At 70.3% G+C, this 22773-nt stretch carries 25 protein-coding genes; 8 read left to right on the top strand and 17 right to left on the bottom strand.

The features are described from left to right. Position 1: 1 nt before the first annotated feature. The 8 genes from FB559_RS30990 to FB559_RS30955 all read right to left on the bottom strand — a co-directional run bounded on the left by FB559_RS30990 (position 2) and on the right by FB559_RS30955 (position 8873). Entirely contained in the window at positions 2 to 1201 is a 1200-nt protein-coding gene (locus tag FB559_RS30990) for a CaiB/BaiF CoA transferase family protein (protein WP_246122612.1), read from the bottom strand. Beyond that, complete coding sequence (locus FB559_RS30985; RefSeq protein ID WP_141960234.1) at positions 1201 to 2463, bottom strand: methylaspartate ammonia-lyase; 1263 nt, start codon at positions 2461 to 2463, stop codon at positions 1201 to 1203. Before FB559_RS30985 ends, FB559_RS30990 begins: the two co-directional genes overlap by 1 nt. After that, on the bottom strand, positions 2460 to 3284 hold the full coding sequence (locus tag FB559_RS30980) for a M55 family metallopeptidase (protein WP_141960232.1): 825 nt from the start codon (positions 3282 to 3284) through the stop codon (positions 2460 to 2462). The genes FB559_RS30985 and FB559_RS30980 overlap by 4 nt, the downstream gene beginning before the upstream one ends. Before the next feature lie 10 nt (positions 3285 to 3294). Then, on the bottom strand, positions 3295 to 4347 hold the full coding sequence (locus FB559_RS30975) for an oligopeptide/dipeptide ABC transporter ATP-binding protein (protein ID WP_185792475.1): 1053 nt from the start codon (positions 4345 to 4347) through the stop codon (positions 3295 to 3297). Then, entirely contained in the window at positions 4344 to 5354 is a 1011-nt protein-coding gene (locus FB559_RS30970; RefSeq protein ID WP_221640247.1) for an ABC transporter ATP-binding protein, read from the bottom strand. Before FB559_RS30970 ends, FB559_RS30975 begins: the two co-directional genes overlap by 4 nt. Next, complete coding sequence (locus FB559_RS30965) at positions 5351 to 6217, bottom strand: ABC transporter permease (RefSeq protein ID WP_141960228.1); 867 nt, start codon at positions 6215 to 6217, stop codon at positions 5351 to 5353. The genes FB559_RS30970 and FB559_RS30965 overlap by 4 nt, the downstream gene beginning before the upstream one ends. Positions 6218 to 6301: 84 nt before the next feature. Next, positions 6302 to 7243: an ABC transporter permease gene (locus FB559_RS30960; protein WP_141960226.1), complete on the bottom strand. Its 942-nt coding sequence runs from the start codon at positions 7241 to 7243 to the stop codon at positions 6302 to 6304. Between the two features lie 40 nt (positions 7244 to 7283). Then, entirely contained in the window at positions 7284 to 8873 is a 1590-nt protein-coding gene (locus FB559_RS30955) for an ABC transporter substrate-binding protein (protein ID WP_141960224.1), read from the bottom strand. Positions 8874 to 9182: 309 nt separating this feature from the next. Between FB559_RS30955 and FB559_RS30950 the strand changes: the two genes are divergently transcribed. The 8 genes from FB559_RS30950 (at position 9183) to FB559_RS30915 (ending at position 16805) form a co-directional block, all read left to right on the top strand. After that, positions 9183 to 11345, top strand: coding sequence for an amidase family protein (locus tag FB559_RS30950; protein WP_141960222.1), 2163 nt, complete (start codon positions 9183 to 9185; stop codon positions 11343 to 11345). Between the two features lie 26 nt (positions 11346 to 11371). Then, the gene (locus FB559_RS30945) at positions 11372 to 12337 is read left to right on the top strand and encodes an XdhC family protein (RefSeq protein WP_141960220.1); all 966 of its coding nucleotides are present in this window, start codon (positions 11372 to 11374) and stop codon (positions 12335 to 12337) included. A 75-nt stretch (positions 12338 to 12412) separates the two neighbouring features. Then, positions 12413 to 12679, top strand: a complete 267-nt coding sequence (locus tag FB559_RS30940) for a hypothetical protein (protein ID WP_141960218.1) — start codon at positions 12413 to 12415, stop codon at positions 12677 to 12679. Positions 12680 to 12740: 61 nt separating this feature from the next. Beyond that, positions 12741 to 13616: an AAA family ATPase gene (locus FB559_RS30935; RefSeq protein ID WP_141960216.1), complete on the top strand. Its 876-nt coding sequence runs from the start codon at positions 12741 to 12743 to the stop codon at positions 13614 to 13616. Next, entirely contained in the window at positions 13609 to 14742 is a 1134-nt protein-coding gene (locus FB559_RS30930; RefSeq protein ID WP_141960214.1) for a vWA domain-containing protein, read from the top strand. The genes FB559_RS30935 and FB559_RS30930 overlap by 8 nt, the downstream gene beginning before the upstream one ends. A gap of 53 nt (positions 14743 to 14795) precedes the next feature. Beyond that, positions 14796 to 15038, top strand: a complete 243-nt coding sequence (locus FB559_RS44195) for a hypothetical protein (protein ID WP_185792474.1) — start codon at positions 14796 to 14798, stop codon at positions 15036 to 15038. Next, positions 15035 to 15481: a hypothetical protein gene (locus FB559_RS30920; RefSeq protein ID WP_141960209.1), complete on the top strand. Its 447-nt coding sequence runs from the start codon at positions 15035 to 15037 to the stop codon at positions 15479 to 15481. The genes FB559_RS44195 and FB559_RS30920 overlap by 4 nt, the downstream gene beginning before the upstream one ends. A 106-nt stretch (positions 15482 to 15587) precedes the next feature. Continuing rightward, a complete protein-coding gene (locus FB559_RS30915; RefSeq protein WP_185792473.1) occupies positions 15588 to 16805 on the top strand; it encodes an RCC1 domain-containing protein in 1218 nt (405 codons plus the stop codon). Positions 16806 to 16857: 52 nt separating this feature from the next. Here FB559_RS30915 and FB559_RS30910 read toward each other — a convergent pair whose 3' ends face one another. From FB559_RS30910 to FB559_RS30870, 9 genes are read right to left on the bottom strand one after another with little or no spacing between them, the layout of a single operon-like run. Beyond that, entirely contained in the window at positions 16858 to 17220 is a 363-nt protein-coding gene (locus FB559_RS30910) for a hypothetical protein (protein ID WP_141960205.1), read from the bottom strand. Further along, on the bottom strand, positions 17217 to 17507 hold the full coding sequence (locus FB559_RS30905; protein ID WP_141960203.1) for a hypothetical protein: 291 nt from the start codon (positions 17505 to 17507) through the stop codon (positions 17217 to 17219). Before FB559_RS30905 ends, FB559_RS30910 begins: the two co-directional genes overlap by 4 nt. Before the next feature lie 2 nt (positions 17508 to 17509). Continuing rightward, positions 17510 to 17782, bottom strand: coding sequence for a hypothetical protein (locus tag FB559_RS30900; RefSeq protein ID WP_141960201.1), 273 nt, complete (start codon positions 17780 to 17782; stop codon positions 17510 to 17512). Between the two features lie 10 nt (positions 17783 to 17792). Then, the gene (locus FB559_RS30895; RefSeq protein WP_141960199.1) at positions 17793 to 18020 is read right to left on the bottom strand and encodes a hypothetical protein; all 228 of its coding nucleotides are present in this window, start codon (positions 18018 to 18020) and stop codon (positions 17793 to 17795) included. Between the two features lie 13 nt (positions 18021 to 18033). Further along, positions 18034 to 18288 carry a hypothetical protein gene (locus FB559_RS30890; protein WP_221640246.1) on the bottom strand — a complete coding sequence of 85 codons (255 nt, stop codon included), beginning with the start codon at positions 18286 to 18288 and terminating at the stop codon, positions 18034 to 18036. Between the two features lie 12 nt (positions 18289 to 18300). Beyond that, entirely contained in the window at positions 18301 to 18882 is a 582-nt protein-coding gene (locus tag FB559_RS30885; RefSeq protein WP_141960197.1) for an SRPBCC family protein, read from the bottom strand. Continuing rightward, the gene (locus FB559_RS30880) at positions 18883 to 19848 is read right to left on the bottom strand and encodes an XdhC family protein (RefSeq protein ID WP_185792472.1); all 966 of its coding nucleotides are present in this window, start codon (positions 19846 to 19848) and stop codon (positions 18883 to 18885) included. Position 19849: 1 nt separating this feature from the next. Further along, on the bottom strand, positions 19850 to 22234 hold the full coding sequence (locus FB559_RS30875; RefSeq protein WP_246122222.1) for an aerobic carbon-monoxide dehydrogenase large subunit: 2385 nt from the start codon (positions 22232 to 22234) through the stop codon (positions 19850 to 19852). Between the two features lies 1 nt (position 22235). Continuing rightward, positions 22236 to 22772, bottom strand: a complete 537-nt coding sequence (locus tag FB559_RS30870) for a (2Fe-2S)-binding protein (protein WP_141960192.1) — start codon at positions 22770 to 22772, stop codon at positions 22236 to 22238. Between the last annotated feature and the right edge of the window lies 1 nt (position 22773).

Genomic DNA, 22773 nt, shown 5'->3' with positions numbered 1-22773 from the left:
GTCATCGGTCCTCACCCTCGGACGTGCCGCCGGTGAGCTCCGCGACGCGGCTCGCGTCGTAGCCGAGCAGCTCCCCCAGGACGTAGCCGGCGTCCTCGCCGCGCCGTGGACCCCGCCGATGGCGCCGCTCGGCCGAGCCCACCCGCATCGGGCTCGCCACCTGCCGTACCGTCCCGAAGTACGGGTGCTCGGTCTCGACCACCATGCCCCGTGCCACGGTGTGCGGGTCGCTCAGCGCCTGGGCCACGGAGTTCACCGGCCCGCACGGCACGCCGGCCGCCCGCAGCAGGCCGAGCCAGTGCTCGCTCGTCCCGGTGGCGAACACCGCCTCCAGCTCGGCCACCAGAGCCTCGGCGTTCTCCCTGCGGGCGGCGAAGTCGCGGTAGCGGGGATCGCCGGGCCACTCCGGATGCCCCACGGCCTCGGCGAGGCGGCGGAAGAACTTCTCCTTCGGGCAGGCGACCACCAGCCATCCGTCGCCGGTCGGGAACGCCTGGAAGGGGACGAGTGACGGGTGGGCCGAGTGGTGGGTACGCCGGGGCTCGAAGTCGCCGTTGAGCTGCCACGCCGCCGGATAGGTCAGCATCGAGATCGCCGTGTCGAACAGGCTGATGTCGCAGTCGGCGCCGACGCCGTCGCGACGGGCGGCGTGCAGCGCGGCGAGGATCGAGCCCGCCGCCACGAGCCCGCCCGCGTAGTCCACCAGGGAGAGGCCGGACTTGGTGGGCGGCCCGTCGGGCTCGCCGGTGATGTCCATCCAGCCGGCCATGCCCTGGAGCACGTAGTCGTAGCCGGGCTCGGCGCTGCGCGGGCCGGTCATGCCGAAGCCGCTGAGCGAGCTGCACACGATCGCGGGGTTGAGGTGCTTCAGGTCGTCGTAGCGGATCCGCAGCTTCGCCGGGACGTCACCGCGCAGGTTCGAGTGGACGACGTCGCTGACGCGCACCAGGTCCTCGAACACGGCGCGGCCCTCCGGAGTGGAGATGTCCAGGCCGAGGCTGCGCTTGTTGCGGTTGAAGGTCTCGAAGAACAGGCTGTCCTCGCCGTGCTGCTCGGGCACGACGTACCGCCCGATGTCCCCGCCCGTCGAGGGATCCTCGATCTTGATGACCTCGGCGCCGAGGTCGGCCAGGTGGACGCTGCCGAACGGCCCCGCGCCGTACTGCTCGATCGCGATGATCCGGACGTCCGACAGTGGCATCACGGCAGGACCATCCCTCCTGACCGGCGCGCGGCCGCGATCGCCGTCACCCGTGCCATCTCGTTGCCGACGATCATCAGTCCCTCGTCCACGCCCATACCCGGTTTGGCGAGCACCTGCGCGGCTCCGCAGGCCATCGCCACGTGCGCGGTGACCTGCGCCGACCGGTCCGTCTCGTTGCAGGTTCCGCCGCAGTAGGCCATCAGGCCCGCGGCGCGGACCAGCAGCAGCGCCTCGATGGTGTCGTCGATGCCGCCGAGGTCGGGCGTCTTGACGTGGATCACGTCGGCGGCGCCGCGGCCGGCGAACATCGCGATGTCCTCGAGCGTGTTGCACCACTCGTCCACGGCGATCCGCACCCGCGAGCCCGTCCGCCGCAGCGCGTCGCGGAGCCGAAGGTAGGTCTCGATCTGCGGCTCACGTCCGCCGGCGTCGATCGGATGCTCGATGACCAGCTCGTACGGCGCGGCGATCTCCCCGAGGCGGGTGAGGTAGGCGGCCACCGCCTCGACGTCACCGCCGAAGGCGAGGCCGATGGTGCCGTAGGTGTCGAAGTGCAGCCGGGGCGCGTACGCGTCGTCCGTACGCAGCTCGCCGATGCGGCCCACCAGCCAGCGCAAATAGGCCTCGAGCAGCTCGCCTCGGCGGCCGAGCCTGGTGTCGACGTTGTTGACCAGGCCGTGCGGAAGGACGTCGACCCGCTTGAGGATCATTCTCTCCGCGCCCGCGTACCGCTCGTCGCCGGTCTGGGCGAACATCGGTACAGGCACCAGGTCCACGCCGGTGGCGTACTCGTCCCGTACGACCTCGGCCATGGTGAGCCGGCGGGCGAGCGCGACCGCGTCGAGCACCGCCTGCGTCACGCCGTACCTGATGGCGGCGTGCAGCCGGCCGGTCGGCGTACGGCAGGCGGCCACGCGCCCGGCCAGGTCGCGGAACGAGCCGAGCTCCGCGCCCGCCAGCATCGGGGCGACGTACTCGTCGACGTCGCGGCGGGCCGCCGTCGCGTCGAAAAGCGGGTCGCGTCCGCCCGCGCCGGGGTACTGCACGGACGCACAGTCGCCGTGGGCGACCGAGCCGTCCTCGAGCAGCAGGAGCACCGAGAGCGCCTCGCCGGGCTCGCGGATCGCGGCGAAGCCCGGCGTGACCGGGGCGCCCGTGTATCCGAAGCCGTCGTGCTCCGCGCCCGCCCTGATCGCCGCCTGGTCATCGGAGAAGAACCCGGCGCGTACCGGCTCGGCGATGACCTTCACGATCCTCACTCGACGAGGCCCCGGCACAGCAGCACGACGGTGATGAAGGTCTGGTAGATCCACAGGGGGTCGTCGCCGGTGATGACGGCGGACAGGTCACCGGTCCGCTCGACCCCGGCGATGCGGGCGGCGAGCTCGCAGTAGTCGCTGCTGCGGAACGCGATGCCGAGGGTGACGGGGACGTCGATGGACGGCGGCGCGGCGTCGGCCAGCCCGCGCAGGCTCGCCTCGGCCCGTTCGCCGATCAGTTCCCGCGCCGCCTCCGGATGCAGCGACTCGGCGGCGAAGCGCGTGACGGACTTCTTGACCACCGCGGCCTCGATGCCCGGGCAGAACCGCCCGGTCTCCTCGGCCGTCGTGGCGTCGCCGGTGACGAGCACGATCGGCACCTCGTAGGCGCGGGCCACCAGTGCGTTGATGCCCGCCTCTCCGGCGACCGCGCCGTTGACGGTGACCTCGGCGAACGCGGTCGGGAAGTAAGTGTGCGACAGCACCGAGCCGTTGCTGCCCATCGACCCGTGGTAGGAGACGAAGAAGACCGCGTCATAGCTCGCGTCGAGGCCCTGCATCATGTACATCGGCTTGTACCGGCCGGACAGGTAGGCGGCCCGTCCGGCCAGGGCGTCCGGTCGCAGGTTGGCCATCTTGGAGTGGGAGTCGTTCACCAGGAACTCCGTGGCGCCGGCCCGCATCGCGCCCTCGATCGCGGCGTTGATCTCGCCGGTCAGCAGCTCGGTGTAGTACGCGTACTGCGCTCCCCCGGCGATGCACTGACTCCAGTCGACGACTCCGGCGGTGCCCTCCATGTCGGACGAGATGAAGATCTTCACAGCGGACTCCTCAGGTCGGACCCGGCTCGGCGTCGGCTCCCACGACCTCCGCGAGCCGGGGTACGTGGACGCACGCGGCGAGCCGGGCGGGATCGCGTGGATCGGGCAGCAGCGGGGGTTCGACCGCGCACTCGGCGACGACGGACGGGCAGCGGTCGGCGAAGCGGCAGGGTGTGGTGCCGTCACGTGCCGCGGAGGCGGCGACCTCCTGCCTGACGTCGCCGCGGTCGTCCTCGGCCTCCACCTCGGCCCGTACCGGTCCCTCGGAGCCGACGAGCCGGGGAACCGAGCCGGTGAGCAGCCGGGTGTACGGATGGACGGGGTCGTCGAACAGGGTCCCGGTGCTCCCGGTCTCGACGATGCGCCCGCGGTACATCACCGCGGTCCGGTCGCAGATCTGCCGCACCACCGCCATGTTGTGCGAGACGAAGATGACCGACAGGTCGAGTGTGTCCTTGAGGTCGGCGAACAGGTTGATGATCGTGGCCTGAACCGAGACGTCCAGCGCGGACACGGGTTCGTCCGCGAGCAGCACGGTGGGCTCCAGCGCCAGGGCACGCGCGATGCCGACGCGTTGCCGCTGCCCACCGGAGAACTGCCGCGGCCGCTGGCCGAGCGCGCGTTCGGGCAGGCCGACCAGGTGCATCAGCTCGCGGCTGCGCTCGCGTACCTTGTCGCGCGGCACCAGCTTGTGGAACCGCAGCAGCTCCGCCAGCATCTGCCCGACCGTCATCCGCGGGTTCAGCGAGCTGTACGGGTCCTGGAAGACCATCTGGATCGCGCGCTGCTGGGCCCTGGTCCGCTTCGCCGGCAGGACCTCGCCGTCGTAGCGGATCACGCCCGCGGTCGGAGGGTGCAGGCCGACGATGGCGCGCGCGAGGGTGGACTTGCCCGACCCCGACTCCCCCACCAGGCCGAGCGTCTCCCCCTTGTGCAGCACCAGGTCCACGCCGTCGACGGCGCGGTTCTCCGTCGGCTTCGTGCCGAAGAGCCGGTCGATGACCGACACGTGCGGGGCGAAGTGCCGGGCCAGGCCCTCGACCGCAAGGATCTCGTTCGTCACCGGGTCGCCTCCTGGCTGACCATCGCGGTCCATCGCTCCGCGGTGTCGATGCGCCGGCAGGCGCTCTGCCTCGCCGGGCCCGCCGGGAGCAGCTCCGCGTCCCACTCGCGGCAGGCGTCCTCCGCGAACGGGCACCGGGGGGCGAAGGAGCAGCCGGTGATGGTCTCGGCGAGGTCCGGTGGCTGGCCCTGGATCGACAGCAGCCGGGCGACGCGCCGGTCCGGGTCGGGCACCGAGCGCAGCAGCGAGAACGTGTACGGGTGACGGGGCGCGGTGACCAGGTCCACCAGGTCGCCCGTCTCCACGACCTTCCCGGCGTACATCACGTACAGCCGCGAGCAGGTCTGGCCGACCACGGCGAGGTCGTGGCTGACCAGCAGCAGGCCGACGTTCTCCTCCTGCCGCAGCCGGTCGAGCACGCCGAGGACCTGGGCCTGGATCGTCACGTCCAGCGCGGTCGTCGGCTCGTCCGCAAGGATGAGCCGTGGCTTGGTGGACAGCGCGATCGCGATGCAGATCCGCTGGCGCATGCCGCCGGACAGCTCGTGCGGGTACAGCCGGTAGCGCCGCTCCGGGTCGGCGATCCCGACCTCGTTCATGAGGTCGACGGCGATCGCCCTGGCCTCCGACCGCGAGGCGCCGAGCCTGCGCAACGGCGCCTCGGCGATCTGGTCGCCCACCCGCATGACGGGGTTCAGGGCGGTCAGGGAGTCCTGGAAGACCATGCTCATCGTGTCGGTCAGCCGGCGCTTGAGGCGCTTGGGCGGCATCCCGGTCACGTCCTCGCCGTCGATCAGGATGGCTCCTGAGACGATCCGCGCCGGGCGCGGCAGCAGGCCGAGCAGCGCGCGCAGCGTCAGGCTCTTGCCCGAGCCGGACTCGCCGACCAGGCCCACCGACTCGGCGGTGTCCACGGTGAGGGACACGCCGCGGACCGCGTGCAGCCGGCCGTACGGCATCGGGATCTCGACGTGCAGGTCGCGGACTTCGAGCAGCGGAGGGGTCACTGGTTCGCCTTCTCGACGATGCCGTCGGCGATCAGCGCCAGTGCGAGGCCGGTGATGACGATGGCGAGGCCCGGGATCGTGGACATGTACCACTTGGTGAGGATGAACTGCTGGCCTTCCTGGATCATCGAACCCCAGTCAGGCGTCGGGGGCGGTACCCCGAGGCCGAGATAGCCGAGGGTGACGATCGCCAGCAGGGTGAGCACGATGTCGCTCATCGAGAAGATGATCGCCTGCAGGATGACGTTCGGCAGCAGGTGCCGCAGCAGGATGCGCCAGGTGGGCAGGCCGCTGGCCTTGGCCGCCATGGCGTACTCCTGCTCCTTGGCGACCAGCACCTGACCGCGCACGATGCGGCAGTACGCCACCCAGCCGACCAGGGTGATCGCCGTGTAGATGCTGGTCGTCCCCGGGCCCATCGCGAAGACCAGCGCGATGACCAGCACGAGGAACGGGAAGGCGATCACGATGTCGACGATGCGGCCGATGATCGCGTCGACCCAGCCGCCGAACCACCCGGCGACCAGCCCGACCAGGCTGCCGATGACGAACGGCGAGATGACGGCCAGCACGCCGACCCTCAGGTCGACGCGGGCGCCGTAGAGCAGGCGGGCCAGCACGTCGCGGCCGAGCTCGTCGGTCCCCAGGAGGTGACCGGCGGCGCCGGGCCCCTGGAACGCGCTGTTGAGGTCCTGCTTGATGGGGTCCTGCCCGGTCAGCAGGGGTGCGCAGAGTGCGCACAGGACGATGAGCCCGAACAGGCCCAGCCCGACCATCAGGGTGACGTTCCGCCGCCCGCGCCGCCGCCCGCCGGTGTCGACCAGCGGCGCGGTGGGGTCGACCGTCGTTATGGCTGTGCTCATGCCGCGCTCACCACTCCTCACTCGCTCCGCGAGCCACCTCGTACCTCGGCGGCTCACTCCGCTCGCTGCGTCGGATTCGCGCGGTCATGACAGCTTCACCCGTGGGTCCAGAGCCGCGTGCGTCAGGTCGGTCAGCAGGTTCACGATGACGACCATGATCGCGAAGGTCAGGGTGATTCCCTGCACGGTGGGAAAGTCCCTTCCGAGAATGGAGTTGATCATCTGCTGCCCGATGCCGGGCAGCGAGAAGACCCGTTCGACCACGAGCGTCGTACCGGTCAGGTAGGCGATGTTGACGCCGAGGACGGTGACGGACGAGACGGCGGCGTTGCGCAGCGCGTGCCCGAGGACCACCCGTGACGTGCTGATCCCCTTGCTGTGGGCGGTCACGATGTAGTCGCTGCTGAGCACCTCGATCATGCTCGCGCGCAGGCTGCGGATCAGGATCGGCGACAGGGCCAGCGCCACCGTGATGCCCGGCAGCACGATGCCGCGCAGGTGCTCGGGCAGGCTGTTGCCGTATCCGGCGACCGGAAACCAGTGCAGCTTCAGTCCGAATATCAGGATCAGGATGATGCCGAGCCAGAACGACGGCAGGCCCAGGCCGATCACCGGCACCGCCCGGATGACGTTGTCGGCGACCCCGTTGCGCCGCGCCGCGGCCAGGACGGCCAGCGGCACGGCGATCAGCAGGGTGAACACGGTGCCCGAGACCAGCAGCCAGATCGTCACCGGCAGGCTGGTCGTGATCAGGTCCACGACCGAGCTGCTGTAGACGTAGGAGTACCCGAGGTTCCCGTGCAGCAGGTGACCCAGGAAGGTCAGGTACTGACGCCACACCGGCTGAGTGAGTCCCAGCTGCGTGCGCAGCTCGTGCACCGTCTCGGGCGTCGCGTGCGAGCCGAGCAGCGTCGCCGCCGGATCCCCGGGTATCAGCCGGATCAGGAAGAAGACGATGAGCGAGATCCCGATCAGCACCGGGATCAGCGCCACCAGCCGCTTCAGTATGTAGACGAGGTACCTCATCGACCCTCTCGCTCCGAGTGTTCCGCCGGGGTGAACCGGGTCAGAGCGAGACGTCTTCGAGGTGGTAGTAGCCCGTGGGCAGCACCTTGAAGCCCTTCACCTTGTCGGACTGGGTGTACGGGAAGGGCGTGTAGAACAGGAACCCGAGGAACGCCGTCGCCGCGGCCTTCTCCTGGATCTGGTTGTACAGCTCCTGCCGCTTGGTCTTGTCGAACTCCCGCTGCGCCTTGTGCACCAGCGCGATGAGGTCCGGGTCGTTCATGCCGGTGTTGAAGGAGTGACCGCCGGACTTGGGGTCGAGCGCGTACTGCACCAGCTCGTCGGGGTCGGCCAGGTCCATCGTCCAGTACGAGTGTGAGATCTCGTACTGGAGCTTGGTCGTCAGGTCGTGCTGGGCGCTGGGGTCGACGTTCTGGATCTTCATCGTGATGCCGAGCTGCTTCAGCGACGCCTGCAGGATCTGCGCGATGGAGGCGTCCATCGCGTCCCCGGACTGGGCGAGGTAGGTCGTGGTGAAGCCCTGCGGCACACTCGACTGCGCCATCTCCTGCTTGGCCTTGGCCATGTCGTACTGCAGGCCCGGGGAGTTCTTGTCGTAGTAGGGCGCCGACGGCATCATGAACGAGTTCGCCACGCTGCCGCTGCCGAACAGGATGTTCTTGACCAGCGCCTGGCGGTCGATCGCGTACGAGATGGCCCGCCGCACGTGCACGTCGTCGTAGGGCTTCTTGGTCTGGTTCATCAGGATGTAGTCGGTCCTGGTCGAGGGGAACAGGTCGACCTTCAGGTTGGGCGTGTTCTTGACCTGGCTGATGCTGGAGAAGGGCGGCGCCTCGTTGATCTGCGCCTGGCCGCCCTGCAGCTGGAGCGCGCGGGCGTTGGTGTCGGGCACGACCTTCCAGGTGACCGTGTCGACGGCGGGCTTGCCGGGCTGCCAGTAGGAGGGGTTCTTCTTCAGCGTGAGGGCGCTCCCCTTCTGCCAGGTGCCCCACATGAACGGGCCCGTGCCGACCGGGGCCTGGTAGAAGTCCTTGGAGCTCTTGCCGGCGTAGTCCTTGGGGATGATCCCGTTGTTCGGGCAGCTCAGGTCGGCCAGCAGCGGAGCCCACGGGTACTTGGTGGTGATCACCACGGTGAGCGGGTCCGGGGTCTTGACCTCTTTGATCGCGGAGTTGATGAACTCCCAGCCGCCCTTGGTCTTGCTCGACTCGTCGATCGAGAACTTCACGTCGGCCGACGTCACCGGCTGGCCGTTGTGGAACTTCACGCCGGACCGGAGCTTGAAGGTGCAGGACAGGTTGTCCGCCGACATCTGGTAGCTCTCCGCGAGCCAGGGCTTGACGCCCTGACCGTCGTCGGTCATCGCGACCAGGGTCTCGTACATCTGCTGGTAGACCCAGAGGGAGGCGTTGCTGAACACGGTCGTCTTGTCCATGTTCACCGAGTCCTGCGCGCGAACGATGACCAGGTTGCCCCCCTTCTTCTTCGCCGAAGTGGTGTCCGAGGACGATCCGCAGGCGGCCAGCAGCGGCGCGGCCGAGAACGCCCCGATACCCAGGCCGCTGAGCCGCAGCATGCGGCGCCTGCTGATCATGGGGACCCGTAGGCCTTCGGGGATCTCGTCGTTCATGCCTGCTCCTTCGTGGGGGTCATAGGGCGGAGCGGCCGCCAGATGCGTGTGAGTTATGAGGGAGGGCAGGTGGAAGCCCTGATTCACCGGCCCAGCGAGCGCGGGACCGTTCCAGCGGACTCATTTGAGCAGGGAAACGTTTCGGACATATTACGCACGATTTACGTGACATACGGAAGGCCCCTGCCCGAAATTCCGTACCAGACGTGAGGAGGAGGGCCGGTTAGACCGCTCCAACGTGTTTGGTAGCGTCCGACGGCAGGACGACCTCGGGCGCCGAGGCCCTGACCCCCACGAGGCGGATCCCCCATGCAGCTGACCATCATCGGTGCCGGTGCGATCGGCGGCACCATCGGAGCCCATCTCATCCGCGACGGCCACGACATCCTGTTCTGTGACGCGGATCCGGCACACGTCGACGCGATCAACCGGAACGGCCTCACGATCGAGGGCCCGGTCGAGAACTTCACGGTGACGGCGCGTGCGGTCACCCCGGAGGACCTGCCCGATCGCCTCGAACGCGTCGCGATCGCGGTCAAGAGCCACCACACCGCCCAGGCCGCGGAACTCCTGCGCGGCCGGCTGGCCCCGGATGGGTACGTGGTCAGCTTCCAGAACGGCCTGACCGCCGACATCCTGTCCGCCGTGGTCGGCCCGGAGCGGCTCATCGTCTGCTTCGTGAACTTCGGCGCCGACGTGCTCGCGCCCGGCCGGATCATGCAGGGCAACGTCGGCACGTTCCGGATCGGCGAGCCGACCGGCGAGATCACCCCGCGGCTCCGTGAGCTGGCCGAGGCGCTCCCGTACGCCGAGGCCACCGGCAACATCCTGGGCTTCCTGTGGGGCAAGGAGGCGTACGGCGCGATGCTCTACGCCGGCGCCGTGTCCGACCTGTCCATCGCGGACTCGCTGGAGGACCCGCGCTGGCGGCCGCTCATGCTCGCCATCGCGCGTGAGGTGCTCGCGCAGGCTCCGGTGGAGCCCGAGGGGTTCGACGGCTTCGACCCCCGCGACCTGGAGGGCTCGCTGGCCCGGCTGGTCACGTTCAACCGCACCAGCGCCAAGTCGCACAGCGGCATCTACCGCGACCTCATGGTCCGCAAGCGCAAGACCGAGGTCGACGACCTGCTGAACGACCTCGCCGGGCCGCTGACCACGTACGCCGGGCAGATCATCAAGGCGATCGAGCGGGGCGAGCGCACCTGCGAGGTGGCCAACCTGGAGCTCCTCGCCGCCTACGAACGGGCCGAGCGGCTCGGCCGGCCGCTGAACGCCGTGGTCGAGCTGTTCCCCGCTCCCCCGCGCGCCGCGGACGGACCGCTGCACGGCGTCCCCGTCGCGGTCAAGGACATGATCGACATCGCCGGCCACCCGCGCGGCAACGGCAACCCCCACGCGATGCGCGCGCGGCCCGCGACGGCGGACGCCCCGGTCGTCGCGGCACTGCGCGCCGCCGGGGCGGACGTCTTCGCCGCCACGTCCCTGCTGGAGTACGCCGCCGGCGCCGTCCATCCCGAAGCGCCCGAGGCGATGAACCCGTACGCCACGGACCGGACGGCAGGTGGGTCCAGCGGAGGCTCGGCCGCCCTGGTCGGTGCCGGCGTCTGCGCGGTGGCCCTGGGTACGGACACCGGCGGCTCTATCCGGCTCCCGGCGCACTACTGCGCCACCGTCGGGTTCAAGCCGAGCCACGGGACGCTGCCGCTCGACGGCGTCGAGAGGCTCGCCCCGACCCTCGACCACGTTGGCCTGCTCACCGCGGACGTCGCGGTCACGGCCAAGGTCTTCTCGGCGCTGACCGGCACCGCGCCCGCGGCGGCGGTCGGCGCGCCGCCGCGGATCGGAGTGATCCCCGGACAGCTCGAACGCGCCGAGGTGGAGCCGGATGTCGCGGCCGCCGTACGCGGCGCGATCGAGACTCTGCGGGCCGCCGGCTGCGCGATCGTGGAGGTCGACGGCTCGGGCCTGGACGAGATCGAGAAGACGTTCTCCGACATCCTGCTGTTCGAGGCCTGGCAGGTGCACGGCGAGCGGGTGACGGCCACGCCGGACCACTACGGCCCGGAGACGCTGCGGCTGCTCCGCTCGGGCGCGGAGGTCAGCGCGGCGGCCTACCAGGACGCGCTCGACACACGCGAGCGGCTACTGCCCGCCGCGGCCGAGGTCTACGCGGAGGTCGACGTGCTCCTGGGCCCCGCCGCCCCGTTCGTCGCTCCGGTCACCACGCCTCCGGTCGACACGCCAGAGGGCGAGGCGGAGGGGCTGTTCACCGCCGTGCACAACCTCACCGGAGCGCCGGCGCTGGTCCTGCCCTGCGGATGGGGCTCGACCGGCCTGCCGATCGGCCTCCAGCTGTCGTCGCCGTTCGGCACCGACTCGGCGCTGCTCGCCCTGGCCGCCTACGTGGAGTCGACGCTCGCCGTCGAGTCCCGCGACCCCGCCGTCGCCGGCTCGGCCGACGTCTGGGAATGAGGCCATGGGCGGCCTAGGCTCGGAACATGTATGACATCGCGGTGAGCGCCGTCGCCTGTCTTCGCGCCGGTACGCGGGTGGACGTGGCGTGGGCGGTCGAGACCCATGGATTCAGTGCCCGCGATCACACCGAGGCGCTGATGATCACTCCCGGAGGGGGCCGGGTGGGTTCGGTCCTGTCCGGTTCTCTCAACGACCGGCTCGCCGGCCTGGCCGGCGAGGAGGGCGGCGGCCGTCTCGTCGACCTGCACGTCGGCGAGGTGGACGCGCTGGTGGCGGGCCTGTCCTGCGGCGGCGACGCGCGCTGCCTGCTGGTTCCCGCGGCCGAGCTGCCGGAGCGACTGTGGGAGCTGCTCGCCGACCGCGAGCCGATCTGCCTGGTCACCCGGCTCGACGGTGGCGCGGTGGCCGAGACCACCGTGTACGACCGGACCACCGTCGGTGACGCCGGGGAGGACACGGAGCGGCTGTTCCGCCGGGCGGTGAGCGTGTCCACGATCGAGGGCGACACGGTGACCACCGTGCTGTGGCCGGTTCCCAAGCTCGTCGTCATCGGCGCCGGCGCGATCGCGGAGGCGCTGGTCGCGGCTGCCGGCCTGCTCGGCTGGAACACCCAGACGATGACGGACGCGGACGCGGCGGCCACGGTGCTCGCCGAGCTCGCGCCGCTGGACAACGTGGTCGTGATCAGCCACGACGCCGAGATCGCCGGCCGGGCGCTGATGGCGGTGCTGTCCGGTGGTGCCGGCTACGTCGGAGCGCTCGGCTCACGCCGTACCCAGCAGGCACGGGCCGACTGGCTCGCCGAGCACGGGGTCACCGAGCTGGACCGGATCCACGGACCGGCGGGCCTGGACATCGGCGCCAACACCCCGGCCGAGATCGCCCTGTCCATCCTCGCCGAGGCACTGGCGGTGAGGTCAGGTGCCGGCGCCGGCTCGCTGCGTTCGCGGCCCGGGTCGATCCACGCACCCGGTAAAGCGAATGCTTAATCCGCCATCGCCCGGACGCCGCACGGCGACCTAGTGTGGGGTATCTCGCACCATCCGGCCGGAAGGGGTCTGAGGATGAACCAGCAGCCAGATGACGCGGTCGAGGTGCTTCGCGCGGTGTGGGCGGCGGACGACCAGGACCGCGCAGACCTCGACGAGGTCTGCGGCACGCAGAAGCCGTGCAAGAACATGAAGCACGTGAGCTTCGACGGCCTGGCCGAGCCCGGGACCGATCTTCGGTCGGCGTGGCGGGAAAGGCTCGAACGCGAGGGCAAGCTGAGCTCATCGGGCGGCACCGTACGCGACCTCGTCCTGGGGCGGCAGGAGTCCACCCCGTCCTGACGTACGCGAGAACGCACGTGCGGCGAAGGGGGCGGGCTGCCCACGGTGAGGAGCACACTGGATGGATCGCCTCAAGACCGTCGGCGAGTTGACCGAGGTCCTGCGCGGCGGCGGCTATCTCGCCGATCGCGGGCTGTCCACGGCGGTGTTCGTCGGGCTGGCCCTGGACCGCCCGATCCTGCTCGAGGGTGAGGTCGGCGTCGGCAAGACCGAGATCGCGAAGGTGCTCGCCGCGGTACTCGGCCGCAAGTTGATCCGCCTGCAGTGCTACGAGGGCATCGACACCAACCAGGCCCTCTACGAATGGGACTACGCGCGCCAGATGCTGCAGATCCGGGCGCTGTCCGAGCGCGGCCTGGGTGACGGCCAGGCGGTCGAGCAGCTGTACGGCCCCGCGTTCCTGCTCGAACGGCCCCTGCTGGAGGCGGTCCGCGCCGGTGACCGTGCCGTCCTGCTCGTCGACGAGGTCGACCGCGCCGATGACGAGTTCGAGGCCTTTCTGCTCGAACTGCTGTCGGACTTCCAGATCACCGTCCCGGAGATCGGTACTCTCACCGCCGAGCGTCCGCCGCTCGTCATCCTGACCTCCAACCGCACGCGTGAGCTGCACGACGCGTTGAAGCGCCGCTGCCTCTACCACTGGGTGGGCTACCCGAGTGCCGAGCGCGAGCTCGAGATCGTGCTGGTACGCGCGCCGGGGATCTCCGAGACGCTCGCGCGGAAGGTCGTCGCCGCGGTCAACCGGCTGCGCGAGCTGGACCTGGCAAAACCACCGGGGGTCGCCGAGACCATCGACTGGGTACGTACCCTCGACGTGCTCGGCGAGTCCGATCTGAGCACCGGAGCCGTCGAGGACACGCTCGGCGCGGTCGTGAAAGAACGCGACGACCTCGACGTGGTCCGCGACAACCTCGAACGGATCACGTTCGGTGCCTGAGGACCCGGCGTACGTCCGGTTGCTCGTCGGCTTCGCACGTGAGCTGCGCGGCGCGGGACTGCCCGTGGGCTCGGGCGACGTGCTCACCTACTGCGCGGCGATGTCCCCGCTGGACCCGACCGACCTGCTGGACCTGTACTGGGCCGGCCGGACCACACTGGTGATCGGCCGCGACCAGATCCCGGCCTACGACCGGGTGTTCCGGCGCTACTTCCTCGCCGACGGCGAGGAGGAGCCCGCGCCGCCCGTGCCGTTCAGCCTCAAGTCGAGGGCGGAGGCGCGGGCGACACTCCAGGTCCCCCAGACCGAGCCGGGACAGCCGGGCGGTGACGAGGAGGAGACGCGGCTGGGCCTGGTCGCCTCCGACGCCGCGACGCTGAGAACGAAGTCGTTCACGGCCTGTACGCCCGAAGAGCTCGCCGCGGTGCGCCGGATCATCAAGACGATCGCGCTGACCCCGCCCCGCCGCCGTACCCGGCGCAGCGTCACCGCGCCCAGCGGCCGGGCTCCCGATCTGCGCCGTACGGTCCGCGAGACGCTGCGCATGCACGGCGAGCCCGCCGAACTGTTCTGGCGCCGTCGCCGGCTGCGGTTGCGGCCGCTGACCCTGATCCTCGACATTTCCGGGTCGATGGCCGGCTACTCCCGCAACCTGCTCCAGTTCGCCTACTCCACGACCCGCACCTCCGCGCGGGTCGAGGTGTTCTGCTTCGGCACCCGGCTCACGCGCATCACGCGGGAGCTGCGGCGCCGCCGGCCCGACGACGCGCTGGAACGGACCGCGCAGGCCGTCGTCGACTGGGAGGGCGGCACCCGGATCGGTGAGTCGCTGGACGCCTTCGTCCGTGACTGGGGACGCCGCGGCGTGTGCCGTGGCGGCATCGTGGTGATCTGCTCGGACGGTCTCGACCGCGGCGACCCGGACGTGCTCGCCACCGCGATGGACCGGCTCTCCCGGCTGTGTCACCGGGTGGTGTGGCTGAATCCCCACAAGGGCAATAACGTGAATTTCCGGCCGAACACCCTCGGGATGATGGTCGCCGCACCCCACATCGACGTGCTGCTGTCCGGACACGATCTGCGCAGCCTCGAGGAGTTCGCCGCGTTGCTACCCGAGCTGACTTAGGGGGCGTCCCGTTGAGGTGGAGCGTGACGTTGGAGGCCGAAGGTGATCGGGTCATGACCCGCGAGGAGATCGTCGAGCTCGCCGACGCGGTCGCCGCGCACGGCGGGATCGCGTCCGGCATCGGCACGACGCGCTACGGAGCACAGTTGTCCGTCGAGGCCGGCGATCGCGAGGCCGCGGTGGAGCGGGCGTCGGCGGTGTTCGCCGACGCCGCGGCGAAGGCGGGGCTGCCGTCGTGGCCGATCGCCGACGTCGGCGTGACCGGCGAGGAGGACGACCTGGGTTTCCTCGCATGATCAGGCTCGGCTCGCTCGCCGGATACCCCTTCGAGGGCCCGCGGGTGCTCGCCGGCTGGACACCGCCGGCCACACCCGCCGTCTACGCGATCATGTACAGGCCGGAGCCGGAGGCCAGGCCCGAACGCTACGCGGTGATCTATGCGGGCCACTACGAGGACGCGGCGAGCGAACGCCTCCCGTTCGGCCACCCTCGCGCGTCCTGCTGGACCCGCCGCGCGGGCAGCAAGTGGAAGCTGTTCATCTGCACGTACGAGGTGCCGGGCGGGCTGCCGTCACACCGCGAGCAGATCGTCCAGGAGCTGTGCTCGGTCTACCGTCCGGGCTGCAACGAGGAGAAGTACGAGCCCTCGTGGAAGGAGGAGTGGATCGGCGGCTACAACGCCCCGACGACCGGCCCTCTCACCACCCGCCGCGAGCCCGGCCCACCGGACGCGACATAGGCGCATATCCGAGAAAAACGTCAAGGGTCCAATGTAGGGATTTCCCCGATGTAACGGGGATGCGGCCGAAGTCATCATCGTGACCTCCAAGACGAGAGGAAGCATGATGACCGAGGTAATCCCGAGCACCGAACGTACCCGGAGATGGGGGCGGACGCACGCCTTCGCGGTCGCGGCGGGGCTCGCCTTAGTGGCCGCCACCACGACGACGCTCGCCACGGCGCAGCCCGCACGGGCGAGCACGTGGGGCTTCGGGGAGGTCTGGGGGCGCGGCACCTCCGGGCAGCTGGGCAACGGTTCGACGGCCGACCAGCACTCTCCGGTCCTGATCACCTCGCTGACCAAGATCACGCAGTTCAGCGGCGGCTTCCAGCACACACTGGCGCTGCGCGACGACGGCACGGCATGGGGGTGGGGTGACAACACGTACGGCGAACTGGGCAACGGCACCACGACGGGAAGCTCGGCACCCGTGCAGGTGACCGGCCTGACCGACGTCGCCCAGGTGTCCGCGGCCGCCGACTTCAGCCTGGCACTGCGCTCGGACGGCACCGTGTGGGCCTGGGGGTCCGGTGTGTCCGGGCAGATCGGCGACGGCGGCACGACGAACCGCACCACTCCCGTGCAGGTGAGCGGCCTGACCGGGGTGAGGCAGATCGCCGCGGCCGGGAGCCACGCCTTGGCCCTGCTCGCCGACGGCACCATCCGCGCGTGGGGCGACAACACCTACGGGGAGCTCGGCGACGGCACCACCACCAACCGGAGCCTTCCCGTGGTCGTGTCCGGCCAGTCCGGCGTCGCCCAGGTCGCGGGCGGCTACAACCACAGCCTCGCGCTCCACACGGACGGCACGGTACGCGCGTGGGGCTACAACGGCGACGGGGAGCTCGGTGACGGCACCACGATCAACCGCTACTTCCCGGTGACCGTGAACGGCGTGAACCCGAGCGTCGACCCGAGCCTGTCCGGAGTCGTCCAGCTCAGCGGAGGCGCTTACCACGACCTGGCGGTGCGCACGGACGGCACCGTCGTGGCCTGGGGCGGCAACTACGAGGGGCAGATCGGCGACGGCACGCTCACCAACCGGACGATCCCCGTGGTGGTGGGCGGCGCCTCCTCCGACGTCGCGCGGGTGAGCGCGGGCGGCTATCACAGCCTCGCGTTGCGCACGGACGGCACGGTACGGGCGTGGGGCTACAACCACTACGGGCAGGTCGGCGACGGCACGACGACCGACCGCACCAGCCCGGTGACCGTGCCCGGGCTGAGCGGGGTGTTCCAGATCTCGGGCGGCGGGCACCACACGCTGGCGCTGGACCGCTGAGGCCGGCGTTCACCGCTCAGGCCGGCTCACCGCGCGGCCTGAGCGGTGGCGGTCACGGGCGAGGTGCGTATCCCACGCCGTCGTGGAGGCGGGAGCGGCGGCGGCCGGAGGCCGGGCGCGCCGGGACGGGCTCGGGTTCGGGTTCGGGGCGGGGGGTCACGCCGGCGACAATGCCCTCGGCCATCCCGTACAGGAGGGGCAGTGCCCCCGCCACCACTCCCCCGGTGCGGTTGATGTGGTCGACGCCCGGGATGATCGGCTCGGCGTTGCCGCCGATCTCCCGTACGAGATCACGACACTCTTCGAGGTTGGTCGCGATCCGGCCCAGCTGCGAGCCGACGACGAAGAGGTAGAACGCGAGCCCGGCGATCAGCAGGGCGATGTCGATGACCGACAGCACGACCATGGTCGTCACATCCTCACCTTGTCGAGCACTCGCCCCAGGAACAGGTGGTGCTTGAGGCCTTCGGCCAGTACGGCGTCCACGCCCTTGCCGGTCTCGGCGATCAGCGCGGTGTCGGCCGTGTTGGCCGCCGCGGCCTTGAGGGTGTCGCGCACCTGGACGACGCGCCGGTCGATGGTGCGCACCAGCACGACCAGGATGGTGAGCAGGGCCGCCACCGCCAGCACGATGACGAAGCCGCCGATGATCGCCCCCCACCACAGGCCGCGCTGTGTGGACGTCAGTGCGAGTTCTCCCATGGTCAGCCTCCCAGCCTCGTGCGTCCGCGTTCGAGTCCGGCGACGATGACCTCGGCGTGCTCGATCGTCGTGGTCAGCTCTTTCAGAGCGGCGGTGTTGTGGACCGACTCGGTGAGCGAGTCGTCGATCGCCTTCGCCTGCGTGCCGATCGAGCGGGCCAGCAGCAGGATCGGTACGACCAGGGCGACGACCACGAGCACGACGACAATTGCGGCTGTGTAGCCGATCGCCCATCCGGTGGTCGAGGTGTCCGCGGCCGCGGAGATCAAAGGCATGGTCGTCTCCTCAGACGGATTCGCAGAAGTCGCGGACCGGCTTGAGCTCGGCGTTCACGGCAGGCAGGACCTCGGGGACCGTACTGGTCCGCTGGGCGACGACGGCGACGCCCCCGATGACGTTGCCGAGCGTCCGCCGCACGGCACGGAGATGGAAGATCACTCGAATCAGTCCGAGCGCGGCAGCGGCGACGATCAGCGCGGTGATGACCAGGGTCACCCAGGCGACGGCGGGCATGTCGGCTCTCCTCTCAGCTCAGCAGCTTCCCGACCGACCCGGCGTACCGGGTCGCGCCGACGGCGACGTCGTGGATGGTCTGTTCGGTCGTGGCCAGTGCCTCGGGCACGCCCTCGAGCTCGCCCGCCAGCGCGACACCGCCGGCGAGGATGTCATCGGCGGCGCCGCGGATGCGTTCCAGCGCCGCGAGCACCCGGTTGAGGAGCGCGACGAGTACGGGCACCACCACCAGCAACAGCACCGCGTTGCCGATCCACCAGAGCAGCACGAGCGGACCTCCTCAGCCTCGGTTGGGTTCGTAGGGCAGGAAGAAGCGGCGCAGTACGCGGGCGAGCGCCATCCGCATCGCGCGCAGGGCGATCGTGAAGCCGCCCGCGGCGGCCGAGCCGATCTGGTCCGGCGAGACGCCCTGCTCGATCGCGGTGATGCGCTTTTGCATGTTGGCCGCGAAGTCGCGCATCAGCACCGACGTGACGTCGGAGATCATGCCGCGCCCGTACTGTGCCGCGGCGCCGGAGAGCTGGAGGTCCTGTGCCACCTCGACCTTGCTGCCGCGCGCGGTGGCGACGACGTTCGCCGTCACCGACATCGCGGCCTGGCCGCGGCCCTTCTCGTCGGCGCCTGCCGCGTCGACCACGATGCGTTTCGCGGCGTCGTCGCGCTCCTTGATCTCGGCCGTGCCGGCGAATCGCAGCCTGACCGGGCCCATCCGGATGGAGACCGTGCCCCTGTACTTGTCGTCGCCGAGGTCGTCGGTCAGCTCGGCGCCCGGCAGGCAGGCCGCCACCTGCGGGATGTCGTCGAAGAACCTCCACACCTTGTCCGGCGGCTCGGTGACCTCGAAGTCGCTCCTGATGAGCATTCAGACCTCCTGGCGGGCGTAGGCGGTGACGTAGGTGCCCGGGTCCTGCTCGAAGGCGTCGTGGCAGCCGGCGCAGCAGAAGTAGTAGGTGACGCCGTCATGCTCGATCGGGCGGCCGGACGGGGCGGCGGCCACCGTCATCCCGCACACCGGGTCGGTCGCCTGGGCGGGCGTGCTCGACCGCGGCGGTTCGGCGGGCCGCGCGGGCAGCAGCGATCCGGAGGCGCGCAGCTTCACCAGCTCGGCGAGGATCGCGACCGCGATCTCGCGGTGCGACGTGTGCCCGAGGTCCAGACCCACCGGCGCGCGTACCCGGTCGAGCAGGTCCTGTGGCACGCCGCGGTCGGCGAGGTAGCCGCGGATCGCCTCGCCGCGGCGTCTGGAGGCCACCAGCCCGATGAACGCGGGTGAGGCCGAGACCGCCTGCTCGACGGCCTCCTCGTCGCCGTGCCCCTGGGTGGCTATGACGACGATCGAGCGGGCGCCGGCGTCCGCGGCGGAGAAGTCCGGCCCGTCGCGCAGGTCGGTGCGCCACCCCATCGCCGTGGCCAGGTCGGCGAGCGTGTGCGCCATCGGCGAGCGGCCGACGATCACCAGGTGCGGTGTGGGGACCACGGGTTCGATGTAGACCTCCAGCGCTCCCTCGCTCTGACACGAGATCGGGATGACGGCCATGCCCTCGGGGATCGCCGCGCCGAACTGCTCCGGCGCGCCGAGCAGCAGCAGCCGCGCCTCGCCCGAGCGGATCACGTCGCGCGCCTCACGGATGACGACGGGCTCGGCGCAGGCACCCCCGATCCAGCCGTGGAGCTCGCCGGTGGCCGTGATGATCGCGCGCGATCCCTGCTGCCCGGACGAAGGGCCCTGCCGCCACACCACGGTGGCCAGCGCGAACTCCTCGCCGTTCCGAGCGAGCTCGTGGGCCCGGTCGATGACGTCCCACCGGTCGATGGAGTGACCGCTCATCTCATTCATCCACCTTCACCGGCGGCGCGCCGGACACGTCGTGCCGTTCCGTCAGCGCCTCGTACACCCGGTCGGGCAGCAACGGCATGTCGATGTTGCGTACGCCGGTGTCCTTGATCGCGTCCATGACGGCGTTGACGAACGCGGCGGGTCCGCCGACGGTCGCGCACTCGCCGATGCCCTTGGCGCCGAGCGGGTGGTGCGGGCACGGGGTCACGACCTCGTGCAGCTCGTACCCCGGCGTCTCCCACGAGGTCGGCAGCAGGTAGTCCATGAAGTTCGAGCCGACGCAGTTGCCCTCGGCGTCGAAGGTGATGAACTGCATGCTGGCCATCGCGTACGCCTCGGTCAGCCCGCCCATGATCTGTCCCTCGACGACCATCGGGTTGATGCGCACGCCGCAGTCGTCCACCGCGATGGTGCTCAGCACGTCCCACACGCCGGTCTCGGGGTCGACCTCGACGGTGACGATGTAACAGGCGAACGGCCAGGTGAGGTTGGGCGGGTCGTAGTAGGCGTTGCCCTCCAGGCCGGGCTCCATGCCGTCGGGCATGTTGCTGTACGCGGCCATCGCGCACTCCTGGATGGTCACACCCTGGTCCGGCGCGCTGCGGATGTAGAAGCGGCCGAGCTCCCACTCGATGTCCTCTTCGGAGACCTCGAGCAGGTGCGCGGCGAGCTTGCGGGCCTTGGCCCGGATCTTGCGGGACACCATCGCCACGGCCGCGCCGGCGACGGGCGTGCTGCGCGACGCGTAGGTGCCCATGCCGAACGGCGCGGTGTCGGTGTCGCCCTCCTCGACCACGACGTCCTCGGCGGGCAGGCCGAGCTCGTGGGCGACGATCTGCGCCCAGGTGGTCTCGTGGCCCTGGCCCTGGGTCTTCGCGCCGGTACGCAGGATCGCCTTGCCGGTCATGTGCACGCGCAGCTCGGCGGAGTCGAACATCTTGATGCCGAGGATGTCGTACTCGCGGCTGTTGCCGGCGCCGAGCGGCTCGGTCATCGTCGAGATGCCGATGCCGAGCAGCCGGCCGCGCTTCCTGGCCTCTTCCTTCTGCTCGAGGAACTTCTCATAGCCCACGGCCTTCAGCCCGACGTCCAGGCACTTGCCGTACTGGCCGGAGTCGGTGAGGAAGCCGAACGGGGTGCGGTGCGGGAAGTCGTCGTCGCGTACGAAGTTGAGGCGCCGGAACTCCGCCTGGTCCATGCCCAGGTCATCGGCCGCGGCCTGGACCATGCGCTCCTGGAAGAACATCGCCTCGGTGACACGGAAGGAGCAGCGGTAGGCGACGCCGCCCGGCGCCTTGTTGGTGTACATGCCCCGCGCGGTCAGGTGCGCGGCCGGGATGTCGTAACAGGAGAACGCCGAGTGCATCAGCCCGATCTTGAACTTGCTCGGCTGCGCGTCGCCGAAGAACGCGCCGTGGTCGGCGTCGGTGTGCATGCGGACGCCGAGGATCCGGCCGTCGGCGCGCAGCGCCATCTGACCCTTCAGGTACACGTCACGGCCGAACCCGGTGGAGATGAGGTTCCCGCTCCGGTCCTCGATCCACTTGACCGGGCGCTCGGTCAGGATCGAGGCGAGGATCGACATGACGTAGCCGGGATAGACCGGCACCTTGTTGCCGAAGCCGCCGCCCAGGTCCGGGGAGATGATGCGGATCATGTGCTCGGGCAGCTCGGCGATCAGCGCGACCGCGGCGCGGACGATGTGCGGCGCCTGCGAGGTCATGTAGACCGTCAGCTTCGACGTGGCCCGGTCGAAGTCGGCGATCGACCCGCAGCACTCCAGCGGCGACGGATGCGAACGCGGGTAGTGCAGCTCGATCTCGGACACGTGGTCGGCCTGCTCGAAGGCCTGGTCGGTGCCCGCCCGGTCGCCGACCTCCCAGTCGTAGATGACGTTGTCGGGCTGGTTCTCCTTGTCGTCGCGGATCAGCGGGGCGCCGTCGGCCAGCGCCTGCGTCGGGTTCACGATCACCGGCAGCGGCTCGTAGTCGACGACGATCGCCTCGCAGGCGTCCTTGGCGATGTAGGGGTCGTCGGCGATGACGCAGGCGACCTCCTGGCCCTGGAAGCGCACCTTGTCGGTGGCGAGCACGGCCTGCGTGTCGTAGGAGAGGGTCGGCATCCACGCGAGGTTGCGGGTCGCCATCATCTCGCCGGTGAGCACGAGGCGTACGCCGGGGATGTCCCAGGCCTTACTGGTATCGATGGACCTGATGCGCGCGTGCGCCAGCGGGCTGCGCAGGATCTCCATGTGCAGCATGCCGGGCAGCACGATGTCGTCGATGTAGTTGCCGCGACCGCGGATGAACCGGTTGTCCTCGACGCGCTTGCGGCGCGCGCCCATTCCACCGATCTTGATCTCGTCCAGTGCTGTCACTTCAGCTCCCATCCGCGGCGGATTGCCCCTGCAGCTTCTGCGCGGCCGACAGGACCGACTTCACGATGTTCTGGTAGCCGGTGCAGCGGCACAGGTTGCCGGACAGCGCCCAGCGGACGTCGTCCTCGCTGGGGTCGGGCGTCTCGTCGAGCAGCGCCTTGGCGGTCAGCATCATGCCCGGCGTGCAGAACCCGCACTGCAGGCCGTGGCAGTCCTTGAACGCCTCCTGCACCGGATGGAGCTCGCTCGCGCCGCTCAGCCCCTCCACGGTGGTGATCTCGTGCCCGTCGGCCTGGACGGCGAGCATGGTGCAGCTCTTGATCGGCTTGCCGTCGAACAGCACCGTGCAGGCACCGCAGTTCGTGGTGTCGCAGCCGGTATGGGTGCCGGTGAGGCGCAGCCCCTGCCGCAGCAGGTGGGCCAGCAGCAGCCGCGGCTCGATGTCGGCCGTACGCCGCTCTCCGTTGACGCTGATCGTCACCCGCCGGACCGGAACGGTGTCGGCCGGCTCGGGGGCGATCTCCTCGAACAGTGCCATC

The organism is Actinoallomurus bryophytorum, assembly GCF_006716425.1.
Taxonomy (GTDB): Bacteria; Actinomycetota; Actinomycetes; order Streptosporangiales; family Streptosporangiaceae; genus Actinoallomurus; species Actinoallomurus bryophytorum.
The sequence above is the reverse complement of the archived record's forward strand: the minus strand, read 5'-3'. Positions and strand labels throughout refer to the sequence as shown.